General features: G+C 61.4%; 10 protein-coding genes. 3 read left to right on the top strand and 7 right to left on the bottom strand.

The features are described 5' to 3' along the window. Positions 1-63: 63 nt before the first annotated feature. Both mfd and ACX3M4_RS04430 read right to left on the bottom strand, forming a co-directional pair. Positions 64-3,549 (bottom strand): transcription-repair coupling factor, encoded by a 3,486-nt coding sequence (gene mfd / locus ACX3M4_RS04425; RefSeq protein ID WP_459357383.1) that lies wholly within the window; start codon positions 3,547-3,549, stop codon positions 64-66. A gap of 17 nt (positions 3,550-3,566) precedes the next feature. Then, positions 3,567-3,884 (bottom strand): FAD assembly factor SdhE, encoded by a 318-nt coding sequence (locus tag ACX3M4_RS04430; protein WP_459357384.1) that lies wholly within the window; start codon positions 3,882-3,884, stop codon positions 3,567-3,569. A 226-nt stretch (positions 3,885-4,110) separates the two neighbouring features. Between ACX3M4_RS04430 and recG the strand changes: the two genes are divergently transcribed. Further along, a complete protein-coding gene (recG, locus tag ACX3M4_RS04435) occupies positions 4,111-6,213 on the top strand; it encodes an ATP-dependent DNA helicase RecG (protein ID WP_459357385.1) in 2,103 nt (700 codons plus the stop codon). Here recG and ACX3M4_RS04440 read toward each other — a convergent pair whose 3' ends face one another. Continuing rightward, positions 6,214-6,951, bottom strand: coding sequence for a DUF502 domain-containing protein (locus tag ACX3M4_RS04440; protein WP_459357386.1), 738 nt, complete (start codon positions 6,949-6,951; stop codon positions 6,214-6,216). 140 nt (positions 6,952-7,091) lie between these two features. On the opposite strand from ACX3M4_RS04440, the gene ACX3M4_RS04445 reads away from it, so the two are divergent. Further along, entirely contained in the window at positions 7,092-7,475 is a 384-nt protein-coding gene (locus tag ACX3M4_RS04445; protein ID WP_459357387.1) for a YbaN family protein, read from the top strand. 18 nt (positions 7,476-7,493) lie between these two features. Here the strand turns inward: ACX3M4_RS04445 and ACX3M4_RS04450 are convergent, their stop codons facing one another. The 3 genes from ACX3M4_RS04450 to glmU form a co-directional block, all read right to left on the bottom strand. Further along, positions 7,494-7,931 carry a GNAT family acetyltransferase gene (locus ACX3M4_RS04450; RefSeq protein ID WP_459357388.1) on the bottom strand — a complete coding sequence of 146 codons (438 nt, stop codon included), beginning with the start codon at positions 7,929-7,931 and terminating at the stop codon, positions 7,494-7,496. A 3-nt stretch (positions 7,932-7,934) separates the two neighbouring features. Then, the gene (gene glmS / locus ACX3M4_RS04455) at positions 7,935-9,761 is read right to left on the bottom strand and encodes a glutamine--fructose-6-phosphate transaminase (isomerizing) (RefSeq protein WP_459357389.1); all 1,827 of its coding nucleotides are present in this window, start codon (positions 9,759-9,761) and stop codon (positions 7,935-7,937) included. Positions 9,762-9,876: 115 nt separating this feature from the next. Then, on the bottom strand, positions 9,877-11,232 hold the full coding sequence (glmU, locus tag ACX3M4_RS04460; RefSeq protein ID WP_459357390.1) for a bifunctional UDP-N-acetylglucosamine diphosphorylase/glucosamine-1-phosphate N-acetyltransferase GlmU: 1,356 nt from the start codon (positions 11,230-11,232) through the stop codon (positions 9,877-9,879). 181 nt (positions 11,233-11,413) lie between these two features. On the opposite strand from glmU, the gene ACX3M4_RS04465 reads away from it, so the two are divergent. After that, on the top strand, positions 11,414-12,715 hold the full coding sequence (locus tag ACX3M4_RS04465; RefSeq protein ID WP_459357391.1) for a hypothetical protein: 1,302 nt from the start codon (positions 11,414-11,416) through the stop codon (positions 12,713-12,715). 35 nt (positions 12,716-12,750) lie between these two features. Here the strand turns inward: ACX3M4_RS04465 and ACX3M4_RS04470 are convergent, their stop codons facing one another. After that, positions 12,751-13,491, bottom strand: a complete 741-nt coding sequence (locus ACX3M4_RS04470) for a cytochrome c biogenesis CcdA family protein (RefSeq protein ID WP_459357392.1) — start codon at positions 13,489-13,491, stop codon at positions 12,751-12,753. Positions 13,492-13,514: the final 23 nt, after the last annotated feature.

The raw sequence follows: 13,514 nt of genomic DNA on the forward strand, positions 1-13,514 counted from the left end.
ATATCTGGATACCGGATCGGCGTTCGGCTGCGCCTCACTTGTCCGGTATGACGGGCTTTACCCTCAAGCCGCCGCCAGCCGCGCCAGTTTGGTCAGGATCGTCGCCGCGCCCTTCAGCCGTGTATCCGTCTTTTCCCAATCGCGCGTCAGCACCACCTTCTGGTCCGGTCGGATCTTGGCAAGCACACCCTGCTCGGCGATATAGGAGACGAGGCCCGCCGGGTTGGCGAATTCGGCGTTGCGGAAGGCGATGACGATGCCCTTGGGGCCCGCGTCCACCTTCTCGACATTGGCCTTTCGGCAAAGCCCCTTGATGTAGACGATCTTGAGGAGATGCTGGACCTCCTCCGGCAGCGGGCCGAAGCGGTCAATCAGTTCCGCGCCGAAGGCATCGATTTCCTCCGCCTCGGTGACATCGCCAAGACGGCGGTAGAGCTGCAGACGCAGCTGCAGGTCGCCGACATAGTCTTCCGGGATCAGGACCGGCGTACCGATGTTGATCTGCGGCGACCACTGCTCGTCACCAAAGTCCGCGCCGCCGTCCTTGAGCTGGGCGACGGCCTCTTCCAGCATCTGCTGATAGAGCTCGAAGCCGACTTCCTTGATGTGACCCGACTGTTCCTCGCCGAGCAGGTTCCCTGCTCCGCGAATATCGAGATCGTGGCTGGCAAGCTGGAACCCGGCGCCAAGCGTTTCCAGCGACTGCAGCACCTTCAGCCGCCGTTCTGCAGTCGTCGTCAGCGTCTTGTTGGCCGGAACCGTAAAGAGCGCATAGGCGCGGGTCTTCGAGCGGCCGACGCGGCCACGAAGCTGGTAAAGCTGCGCCAGGCCGAACATGTCCGCCCTGTGCACGATCAGTGTATTGGCGGTAGGAATATCGAGGCCGGATTCGACGATGGTGGTCGAGAGCAGCACGTTGTACTTGCCCTCATAGAAGGCGTTCATGACGTCTTCCAGTTCGCCCGGCGGCATCTGGCCGTGGGCGACCGCGACTTTGAGTTCCGGCACCTGGTTTTGCAGGAATTCCAGCCGCTCGGCAATGTCCGCCAGGCGCGGGCAGACATAGAAGCTCTGGCCACCTCGGTAATGCTCGCGCAGCAGGGCTTCGCGCACCACCAGCGGATCGAAGGGTGAGACGAAGGTGCGTACGGCCAAACGGTCGACCGGCGGCGTCGCGATGAGCGACAGCTCACGCACGCCCGTCAAAGCTAGCTGAAGCGTGCGCGGAATCGGTGTTGCGGAGAGCGTCAGGACGTGGACGTCCGACTTCAGCTCCTTCAGCCGCTCCTTGTGTTTGACGCCGAAATGCTGCTCCTCGTCGATGATGAGGAGACCGAGATCGCGGAACTCTATCGACTTGCCGAGCAGCGCATGGGTGCCGACGACGATATCGACCGAGCCGTCGGCAATGCCTTTCTTGGTGAGGTTCAACTGCTTTGCCGGAACAAGGCGCGAGGCATGGGCGACATTGATCGGCAGGCCGTGAAAGCGCTCGGAGAAGGTCTTGAAATGCTGGCGCGCCAGCAGCGTCGTCGGCACGACGACGGCGACCTGCCGCCCGGACATCGCTGCGATGAAGGCTGCGCGCAGAGCAACCTCCGTCTTGCCGAAGCCGACGTCGCCGCAGACCAGCCGGTCCATCGGGCGCCCGGAAGAAAGATCCTCAAAGACGGAATCGATCGCCGTGAGCTGGTCTTCCGTTTCCTCGTAGGGGAACCGGGTCGCGAACTCGTCATAGACCCCGTCCGGCGTTTCCACCACCGGCGCGGTCTTGAGCGCGCGCTGCGCGGCCGTCTTGATGAGGCCGTCCGCAATCTCGAGAATGCGCTTCTTCAGTTTGGCCTTGCGGGCCTGCCATGCCCCACCGCCCAGCTTGTCGAGCGTGGCTTCCTGGTCTTCAGAGCCGTAGCGCGACAGAAGTTCGATATTTTCGACCGGCAGATACAGCTTGTCGCCGCCGGCATATTGCAGCTCCAGGCAGTCATGCGGCGCGCCAACGGCCTCGATGGTCTTGAGACCAATGAAGCGGCCGATACCGTGGTCGACATGGACAACCAGATCGCCCTCGGAGAGACCCGTCGCCTCGGTGATGGCATTGGCACCCTTGGCCTTGCGCCGCGACTTGCGCACCAGGCGGTCGCCGAGAATGTCCTGCTCGCCGATAAAGGCGATGTCTTTCAGCTCAAAGCCGTGCTCGATGCCGAGCACGCACAATGCCGTGGTCCTGGCCGGCAGGGCTTCGACATCCTTGAGTGCATCGGCATCCTTGACGGGACCGAGCCCATGGTCGCCGAGGATCTGGCCGAGGCGGTCGCGCGAGCCTTCCGACCAGCAGGCGATCACCGTGCGCTTGCCGTCCTTCTGCAGTGTCTTCACATGGGAAGTCAGCGCGTCGAAGATGTTGACGTCACCTGCGGCACGTTCGGCCGCAAAGCTGCGGCCCTGACGCCCGCCGAGTTCCACCACCGTCTTACCGCTACCGGGTGGCGGCGTGAAAGCATCGAGCGCGGCGCTGGCGCGGTCGGAGACAGCTGCCTGCCATTCGGCTTGCGAGAGATAAAGACCTGCAGGATCGACGGGCATATAGGGCACCGTGCCGGCGCTCGAGCCCATCTCGCGCGCTTCCTGCCGTGCCCGGTAATATTCGCCAACTTGCTCGGTGCGTTCCCGCACCGCGTCAACCATGCTGGTGTCGAGCACCAGTGGCGTATCCCCGACATAATCGAACAGGGTTTCAAGCCGTTCGTGGAACAGCGGCAGCCAGTGCTCCATGCCGGCATAGCGGCGGCCGTCGCTGATCGACTGGTAGAGAACATCGTCCCGGCTGGCCGCGCCAAAGCTCGCCAGGTACGACCGGCGGAACCGGGAGATGGCGTCTTCGGAGAGCACCACTTCGCTCATCGGCACCAGATCCAGCCGCTTGAGCTGCTTTGAGGTGCGCTGGGTTTCGGCATTGAAGGAACGGATCGATTCCAGCGTGTCGCCGAAGAAATCGAGCCGGACAGGTTCTTCCGATCCTGGTGCAAAGAGGTCGACGATACCGCCGCGCACCGCATATTCACCGGTTTCGCGCACGGTCGGCGTACGCGAGAAACCGTTCATTTCCAGCCAGCTGGAAATTGCCGTCATGTCGACCCGGTTGCCCGGCGTCATGGAAAAGGTCTGGTCCGCCATGAAGGACCGCTCCGGCATGCGTTGAAGCGCTGCATTCACCGTCGTCATCAGGACGGTCTTCCTGCCCGCCGGAATGCCGCGTGCGAGCTGGCCGAGTGCAAGCAGCCGGCGGGCGCTGATGGCGGTATTGGGAGAGACACGGTCGTAGGGAAGACAGTCCCAGGCCGGCAGCTGCAGGATCTCGGCGGCCGGGTCGAAGAACTGCAGCGCTTCGGCCACCATCGCCATGCGGGTGGCATCGCGTGCCACGAAGACCAGGGCCAGGCCAGTCGCCTCGCTTTCGGCGAGCAACCGCGCCAGGGCAAAACTCTCGGCCCCGTCCGGCACGCCGGCAAGCGTCACATTGGCCCGGGTCTTCAACAGGCTGTCAAACACGGCTGCAGTCCTTGTTGTTATCGGGCAAAACCGGCCGGACCGGCCGCGTCGTGATAGGCGATGATGCGGCGGTAGAGCGGTCCGTCCCATTCCTCAGGCAAAGGCTTGCGGCCGGTCATCCAGGCATAAAGATCCTGATCATGTGCCGTCAGCAGATGCTCCAGCTCGGCGAGCTCTTCTTCCGACAGGCGATCGATTTCGGCATCGGCGAAACCGCCGAGAAGCAGGTCCATCTCCTTCATGCCGCGATGCCAGCAGCGAAACAGGATTTTCTTGAGCCGCGTATCCCGGGAGGTTTCGCCGGAAGAAGTTTGCGTGCCGGAAGTTTCGGACATGAATGACCTATGTGGTGCTGGCCGGTGCCGGAACGAAGGCGGGAACCTTCCTGGCAAGCTTCGGGCCCTTGTGAAATCGTGTCGGTTATATAACGCCGGAGTTCCGGCTTGTCAGCGCCCAGTTCACAGAATGTTCTATTTCTTGCGCAGCGCTCCGCCTTCGTGGCAGAACAGGTTTTCCGATAGCCCTGCGCCCTGCCGATTGTCAAAGGTCACGTCGCCGAACATGCGCCCTCCAGTCCTCGATCCCCTCTTTGCCCCGGTCTCGACCCTGCCTGGTATCGGTCCCAAGATCGCCAAGCTGGTTTCCGGGCTTGTCGGCGGACAGCCGGACCGGGATGCGACCGTTGCCGATCTCCTGTTCCATATTCCCCACAGCCTGATCGACCGGCGTCACCGGCCCGGCATTGCCTATTCGGAAAACGGCGATATCGTCACGCTGGACGTTACCATCGGCCGGCACATGGCGCCGCCCCGTCACTCCAAGGCGCCCTACAAGATCAGGGCCTTCGACGACACCGGCGAGATCGACTTCGTCTTTTTTCATCCGCGTCACGACTGGCTGCAAAAAACGTTTCCTGCCGGCGAGAGGCGCATCGTCTCCGGCAAGGTCGAATGGTTCAACGACCGGCCGCAGATGGTCCATCCGGATTATTCGGTTGCACCCGAGGAAGCTGCCGAGATGCCGGCGATCGAGCCTGTCTATCCACTGACGGCCGGTCTCGCTTCCAAGACGATGCAAAAAGCCGTGAAGGCCGCGGTCGAGCGCATCCCGCATCTGCCGGAATGGCTGAACGAACCCTACCTGAGGCAGACCGGCTGGCCAGATTTCGACGAGGCGTTGAAAACCCTGCACGCGCCGCAGGAACGCACGGATATCGACCCCGCCTCGCCTTACCTGCAGCGCCTCGCCTATGACGAATTGCTGGCAAGCCAGCTGGCGCTGGCACTCGTCCGTGCGCACATGCGCACGCTTGGCGGTGTCGCACGCACACCAAAGGGCGACCTGCAGAAGGGCGTGATCGCCGCCCTGCCCTTCGAGCTCACCGCGAGCCAGGGCAAGGCCATCGAGGAGATCAACGCGGATCTCGCCAAACCGGTCCGCATGCTGCGCCTGCTGCAGGGCGATGTCGGTGCCGGCAAGACCGTCGTTGCGCTGGCCGCCCTCGCCCAGGTTATCGAGACCGGGGCCCAGGGTGCATTGATGGCGCCGACGGAGATCCTCGCCCGTCAGCATTACGCCTCCATGCTGCCGCTCTGCGAGAAAGCCGGCATCCGGCTTGCCCTGATGACCGGCAAGGACAGTCAGAAGGAACGCCGCCTTCGTCAGGAGCAACTCGACGCCGGCGAGATCGATCTCGTTGTCGGCACACACGCATTGTTCCAGGGGTCCGTCACTTTCAAGGATCTCGGCATGGTGGTCGTTGACGAGCAGCACCGCTTCGGCGTTCACCAGCGTCTGGCACTGTCTGCCAAGGGCCAGGGTGTCGATGTGCTGGTCATGACGGCAACTCCGATCCCGCGCACGCTTGTACTGACAGGCTTCGGCGACATGGATGTCTCCCGTCTCACCGACAAGCCTGCCGGGCGAAAACCCATTACCACCGTCTCGGTCTCCCTCGACCGGCTCGACGAGATCGTAGGCCGGATCGGTGCTGCCATAGCGGATGGCCAAAAGGTCTACTGGGTATGCCCGCTGGTTGAGGAATCGGAAAAAATCGATCTTGCCGCTGTCGAGGAACGGCACAGGGTGCTTGAACACGAACTCAACCAGCGGATCTCACTGGTTCATGGCCGCATGAGCGCAGACGAGAAGGACGCCGCAATGGCGGATTTCAAGTCGGGCGTCACCAAGGTTCTTGTCGCGACCACCGTTATCGAGGTCGGCGTCGACGTGCCGGATGCGACGATCATCGTGATCGAGCACGCCGAACGCTTCGGCCTTGCCCAGTTGCACCAGTTGCGCGGCCGCGTCGGCCGGGGCGACAAGCCGTCCTCCTGTGTCCTGCTCTACAAGGGACCACTCGGCGAAACGGCTGGTGCCCGGCTCAACATCATGCGGCAGACCAATGACGGCTTCCTGATCGCCGAGGAAGACCTGAAACTGCGCGGCGGTGGTGAAATCCTCGGAACCCGCCAGTCCGGCACGCCAGGCTTCCGCATTGCCCGGGCGGACGAGCATGCCGACCTGATGGAAGTTGCCCGCGACGATGCACGGCTGATCCTGGAGACCGATCCGGACCTGAAGTCGAAGCGCGGCAAAGCGCTGCGCTGCCTGCTTTACCTCTTCGGCCGCGACGCGGCGATCCGGTTGCTCAGGGCGGGCTGATCAGGCGTCTTCCACCTTCCGGACCCGCTCCAGCTGTGCCGGATCCTCGACAGCGTCTTCAAGAATTTCCGGGTATTTCGGATTGACGAGGCCGGCCGAAATCACAAGCTTGGCCGCGTCTTCCACACTCATTTTCAGCTCGATCACATCCTGCTTCGGCACAAACAGAAGAAAGCCCGATGTCGGGTTGGGAGTCGTCGGCAGGAAGACCGAAAGCGTATCGGCCTTGTCCTTCAGGCGGCGCTCGACTTCACCTTTGGTGTCTGTCGAGATGAAAACAATCGCCCACAGTCCCTTGCGCGGATATTCGATCAGCGCCGCCTTGGTGAAACTGCTGCCACGCTCATCAAGCACTGTCTCAAAAATCTGCTTCAAGCCACTGTAAATATTACGAACAAGCGGCATGCGGCCGACGATATTTTCACCAACCGAGATCAGGCTCCTGCCAAGGAAGTTTGCCGCCAGGAAACCGACAACCGTCAGAACGAGCACAGCGACGATGAGCCCGAACCCGGGGATCGGGAATGGCAGGTAAGTGTCCGGATTATAGATTTTCGGCACGAAGGGTTTGACCCATCCGTCGACCCATTTGATAAAGGTCCAGGTCAGCCACAACGTGATACCGATCGGACCGGCGATGACCAGACCGGTCAGGAAGTAGTTGCGAAGGCGCGTCATGGCGCCAGGCCGATGACTGGTTTTCTGTGCCTCGTCGGATTTTTGCTTTTGCCGGCTCATGGTCGAAACCTGAACTTCCCTTTGTGCTCGTCTTTTCAACAGCCCCGCATTTAGATAAGCATCTTTATCGCAGTGCGGTATCCTTCGCTCGATTTATTTTTCAGCGATATACAGCGATATTGCCGATTTCGGAGGCAGCCTTGCGGCGGACCACGTTCAAAATTCTGGGAACCGGATTCGTCGGCCTCGGCATAGTCGGCGCGTTTCTGCCTCTCCTGCCGACCACAATCTTCTTCATCCTGGCGGCTGCCTGCTTCGCCCGGTCTTCGCCAGCACTCGAGGCCCGCATCCTCGCTCATCCTGTCTTTGGACCGCCGGTTGTCGCCTGGCGCGAACATGGCGCCATTACGCCACGCGCAAAGATATTCGCCATAGCCGGCATGAGCCTGGGTTACTGTATCTTTCTTCTGTCAGCCGGACCCGGCCCGTGGCTTGCGGTTCTGGTGGCCTGTTTCATGCTTGGCTGCGCCGCTTATGTTCTCTCGCGGCCGTCCGGTCCCAAACGGTCGACATTCGGCAGCTGACGGGCCATCCGGGCGCGATCAAATGTCCGGGATAAGCCGCTTTCCGAAAGCCGCCGACGTTTCCTGCTCGTATCCCAGTTGCTGATAGAAGCGGATCACCACTTCATTTTCCCGCCGGACGAAGAGGTTGATCTTCGGGCATCCGAGTTCGGTCAGAAAAGCTTCGCAATGCGCCATCATCATCTGCCCCAAGCCTTCCGACTGGTGCTGCGGGTCGATGCAGAGATAGTAGATCGCACCACGATGGCCATCGTAACCGGCCATCACCGAGCCAATCAGCCGGTCGCCGAGAAGCAGCACGAAAAAACCGCCATTGCGATCTTTCTGCTTCCGGTCGATATCCTTGTCCGGATCGTTCCAGGGACGCACCAGGCCGCATTTTTTCCAAAGCGCGACGACATCGTCCCTGTACTTTTCCTCGAAGGTCGAGATGGTGCAGTCTTCGGCTGGCATCATCGCTTATTCCACCGTCACCGACTTTGCCAGGTTGCGCGGCTGGTCGACGTCCGTGCCCATAAAGACGGCCGTGTGGTAGGCGATGAGCTGAACGGGCAGCGCATAGATGATCGGTGCAACAATGTCGGACATATCCGGCAGGATCACAGTATTTTCCGCTGCGTTTCCGCATTCCGCCGCACCGCGCCTGTCTGTGATCAGAACGATCCGCCCGCCGCGCGCGGCCACTTCCTGCATGTTGGAGACGGTTTTCTCATAGATGGCGTCATAGGGTGCGATCACGAAGACGGGCATGTTCTCGTCGATCAGCGCGATAGGCCCATGCTTCAATTCCCCGGCGGCATAACCTTCGGCGTGAATATAGGAGAGTTCCTTCAGCTTCAGTGCCCCTTCCAGCGCCAGCGGGAAACTGGTTGAGCGGCCGAGATAGAGCGCATTGCTCGCCTTGGAGAGCGGATGGGCGAGCTTTTCGATCTCGCTTTCCGATGCCAGCGCCTTCAGCGCCAGGCTCGGCACCTCCGTCAGTTCCGCCACAAGTTCCTGCTCGCGTTCCGCCGACAGAACACCACGCTCCCGCCCGGCCTGAAGCGCAAGTGCGGCAAGCACCGCCAGTTGGCAGGTGAAGGCTTTGGTCGAGGCAACGCCGATTTCCGGTCCGGCGATGGTCTGGAAGATGCAGTCCGCCTCGCGGGCGATCGTGCTCTCCGGAACGTTGACGATGGCACCGATGGTCGCGCCGTTCATCTTGCAATAGCGAAGAGACGCCAGCGTGTCGGCCGTTTCGCCCGACTGGGAAATCACCAGCGCGGCGTCCTTGTCGCTGACCGGCGTTTCGCGGTAGCGGAACTCGCTGGCAACGTCGATATCAACCGGCAACCGCGCGTATTTTTCGAACCAGTATTTGGAAACGAGGCCGGCGAGATAGGCAGTGCCGCAGGCCGTGATGATCAGGCGGGACAGGTCCTTGAACTTCAGCTGGTCCGCACCGGCAACCTTGGCCCGGTTGGCCGTGTAGTCGAAGTAACGCGACAGCGTGTGACCGAGCACTTCCGGCTGTTCATGGATTTCCTTGGCCATGAAGTGCTTGTAGTTGCCCTTGTCCATGAGGCTGGACGTGACGGCGGAACGTGCTTCCGGCCGCTCCACCGGATTGTTGGCCTGATCGAAGATTTCGAGACTGGTTCTGGTAATGACAGCCCAGTCGCCCTCGTCCAGATAGGTGATCCGGTCGGTAAAGGGGGACAGCGCGATCGCGTCCGAGCCGAAGTACATTTCGCCCTCGCCATGGCCGACAGCGAGCGGAGAGCCCTTGCGGGCGCCGATCAGAAGATCCTCTTCACCCTCGAAGAGCATCGCAAGAGCAAAGGCGCCGCGCAGACGCGGCAGGACTTCGGCAACGGCCTCCCGCGGCGTCAGTCCTCTCTTGATGGCGAGGTTGAGCAGATGGGCGACGACTTCCGTGTCGGTTTCCGTGTCGAGCACCGCGCCGGCCGCAACGATTTCGTCGCGCAGGTCCAGGTAGTTCTCGATGATACCGTTGTGAACGACCGCAACGGATCCGGCCTGGTGCGGATGTGCATTGGCAACCGTCGGGGCGCCGTGGGTTGCCCACCGTGTGTGACCGATGCCGGACGTGCCCGCAAGCGCTGACTTTTCCAGAACGGCTTCCAGGTTGCGCAGCTTGCCTTCCGCCCGGCGGCGGACAATCGCGCCATCGATGAGCGTGGCGACACCGGCGGAATCATAGCCGCGGTATTCCAGCCGCTTCAGCGAATCCACGATCCGCGGCGCAGCTTCGATCTTACCCAATACTCCGACGATCCCGCACATCAACAAGGCCCTTTAGAAAATGGAAAACTAAGACCGGATTGCTTTAGACGACTGCGCCGCCCAAGCTGAAATCAATCCCTGTTTCAGAAAATGACAATGGTCGGTTAAGCCGGAATTACGACTTGGCATCCTTGGCCGCCTGCAGCTTTTCGCGCAGTTTCTTGGCCTTGCCTTCCTTCACCACCTGCCGCGCGCGGCCAAGCGCCATGGAATCGCGCTGCACGTCGTCGGTGATCACGCTGCCTGCTGCGATGAAGGCGCCGTTGCCAAGCTTTACCGGCGCAACCAGCGTCGAGTTGGAGCCGACAAAGCTGCCAGCGCCTATTTCCGTTCGGTGTTTCAAATAGCCGTCGTAGTTGCAGGTGATTGTTCCCGCGCCGATATTCGACTTGGAGCCGACGCTGGCGTCGCCGATATAGCTGAGGTGGTTGGCCTTTGCCCCGGCGCCGAAGGTGGCGTTCTTGACCTCGACGAAGTTGCCGACCCGGCTGTCCGGACCGAGAACGGCGCCCGGCCGCAGGCGTGCATAGGGACCGACAACGGCGCCCTCGCCAACGCTCGCCCCTTCCAGGTGGCTGAAGGCGCGGATCTGAGCACCGGCGGCCACGCGCACCCCAAGCGCGAACACCACGTTCTGCTCCACAATGGCGTCGGCTTCCAGAACCGTGTCGTGCGAAAAGAAAACCGTATGCGGTGCGAGCAGTGTCACTCCATTTTCTAGCGCCGCCCGGCGCATGCGCGCCTGAAAATCAGCTTCGCAGGCGGCAAGCTGCGCCCTTGTGTTGATGCCTTGTGTCTCGACTTCCGTTCCGGGGACGGCGACGACCTTCAATCCGCGCTTGTTGGCGATCTCGACTGCGTCGGTGAGATAGTATTCGCCCTTTGAATTCTCATTGCCGATCGCTTCCAGAAGCGCCAAGGCGTGTTTGCCGGAAAAGCCCATGATGCCGGAATTGCAGAAGGTCACCTTGCGCTCTTCTTCGCTGGCATCCTTCTCCTCACGGATCGCGACAAGGCGTCCGCCTTCCATCAAGAGGCGGCCATACCCGAACGGCTTGCGGGTCTCGAAGCCGAGCACGACGAGATCGGCACCACCGGCCAATGCCTGCCGGACCCTGCCGACGGTTTCGGCGGTTACCAGCGGCGTGTCGCCGAAGAGCACCAGGACATCGTCCACTGCAGTTTCAAGCGCTGGCTTGGCTGCCAGCGCTGCGTGCGCTGTCCCCAGCCGCTCTGCCTGAACATGGCAGCGTGCGTTTGGCGCAAGCGTTGCCACCAGTTTTTCCAACTCCGGCATGTCCGGTCCGGTGACGACGGATATCCTGTCGGACCCCGCCTTCATCAATGCCTTCAGCACGTGGCCGACCAGCGGCAGTCCGCCGATCTCGTGCATGACTTTGGGAAGGTCGGATTTCATCCGTGTACCAAGCCCCGCGGCCAGGACAATGGAAAGGCAAGAACGCAGTGTCATGAAAGATCCGTGGTAATTTTCCGGAAGAGCTTCTAGTGGTTCGGCCTCTATATGCCCCGATCCACAGAACATTGAAAGATCTGACTGCGGAAGCGTTCCGGTTTGCGTTTCATTAACCATAATCTGCCCCTGATAGGGTATCGTTCGTCAGATTCGCAGTCAGGTTCGGGAATCGTTCCGTTTGCCAAAGAAGAAGGCGCAAAAACCAGTTCGGGAGCTCGTCCGGGAGACCTTCACGCCGTCGCGTGTCGGGATTCTTTCCTGGGCGTTTGCCGCTGTCCTCATGGGCACCGTCGGTCTTGCGTCCTATCAATTCGGGAATACGGATCGTGGCTTTACGCCTCCTGGCCCCGGATCTGCTGGCTTGCTCCTGCCGCCAGCCGGCGGCGTCGAAACCACGGCCTCGATTTCCACGGGATCCGGCCGTGGTGTTCCGGTGGAAGTGATGCGGCTGCCGGAAGCTGACGGCGAAGGCTTTGAAGCCGATCTCAGTCAAAGCCAGATTGAAGTCCTGCAGAAGGAACTCGTCGGGCTACGGCGCCGCCTCAGCGCATTGTCGGAACAGAACCTGGCCTATTCGCGCCGGATTGCTGCCCTTGAGAAAGAGGTCGCACTGACCAAACTTTCCTCATCGGGCCGGCCGGCGGCCGAGCCCGAGGCCGCTGCCGAACCTGGCGCCGGGGTTGTCATTACCAGGACGCCGCCGTCTCCTGCCATGCCGGAGCCGCCGATTGAACCGGACACTTCCGGGCCAACCGGGACACCGCCAAAGTCGCAGGACCATTCGGCCGTTTTTACACTGCCCAAGCCAAAGTCGACCGTTTCGTCGGCACCCGTAATGCCGCAAGTTCCTCCCCGGCTGATCAATCTTCACCGGGATACAGTTGCCGCGACGTCTGCAGCCGATCTAAATCCGAATGACCCTGTCCGGATCGTGGCCCTGTCGCAAAGGGAAGTACCCAAAGCGAACATTGCCGAGGTGAACCAGGCGCAGGTTGCGCTGCCGCCTGTCGTCCTTCCTGAAGCAGCCGGCATCCCCCTGGCAACCGGATCCATCCCTGCGACCGCTGCCGATACGATCCCCGGCAACTTCGAGCCGACACCAACCGAGGCAAGCCAGCGGCCGGCAGTTGTTACACCGTCCAGCCCTGCAGGGCGGCTGCGTGGCGGCGGTGACAGGCAGCTGAAGCGCAGTGATTTCGGCGCCATCATCGGCCATTACACGTCAACAGCTGCGGCGGCCAAGGCCTGGGCAGATTTCAAGAACCAGAATGTCGAACGCATGCGCGACCTGCAGCCGCTGCTGATGCAGCGCTCCGGCGCGGAAAACGGCATTGCCCTGATGGTTGGACCTTTTGCAAATGCAGCCGATGCCGCAGTTGCCTGCCTCCAGCTTCTTGATGTTACCGAACTCTGTCATCCGGCACTTTATGCCGGCGATCCGCTGGTTACCGCGGCGGATTTCAGAGACACCGCGTTCTGAATCCTGGAAAAAACCCGCACAGATGCGCTCGCAGTCTAACCGATGGTCTGCAGTCCCGGAAACGTCTCCAGAAGCCAATAGGACACGACAGCGATCTGCCCTGTCAGGAAGAGGATGCCGGTCAGCACCAGCACACCGCCCATGGTCTTTTCCACGGCACCCATATGCCGGCGGAAACGTTTCATGAAGGACAGGAAGGGCCCTGCGAAAAGGGCCGCCAGCAAAAACGGAATGCCCAGACCGACGGCATAGGCGCTCAGGAGGACGGCCCCCTGCCCGACAGTGTCCTTGGTGGCTGCAACTGCAAAGATTGCCGAAAGGATCGGACCGATGCAGGGCGTCCAGCCGAAACCGAAGGCAAGTCCGATCAGGTAGGCGCCGAACGGGCCCGCGGGCTTCTTCTCCACGTGCACACGGGCCTCCCGGTAGAGAAATCCGATTCGGAATACGCCGAGAAAGTGCAGGCCCATGACGATGATCGCCGCCCCGGCGAGATAACCGAGAATGTCGAGATATTCCCTCAGGACCTGGCCGAGCACACTTGCGGTTGCGCCGAGCAGCACGAAGACCGTCGAAAAGCCGAAAACAAAAAACAGGGCGCTGAAAAAGACCCTGGTCGTCACCGCGTTGTTGTCCTCTTCGGTTCCGCTGAGCTGTTCCAGCGACACCCCCGCAAGGAAGCCGAGATAAGGCGGCACAAGCGGCAGCACGCAGGGCGAAACGAAAGACAGTACCCCGGCGAATGCGGCGCCAACGATAGTCACTTCCTGGATCATTTAACTTTCCGGTTTTTCAGACA

The organism is Roseibium sp. M-1 (assembly GCF_054515675.1).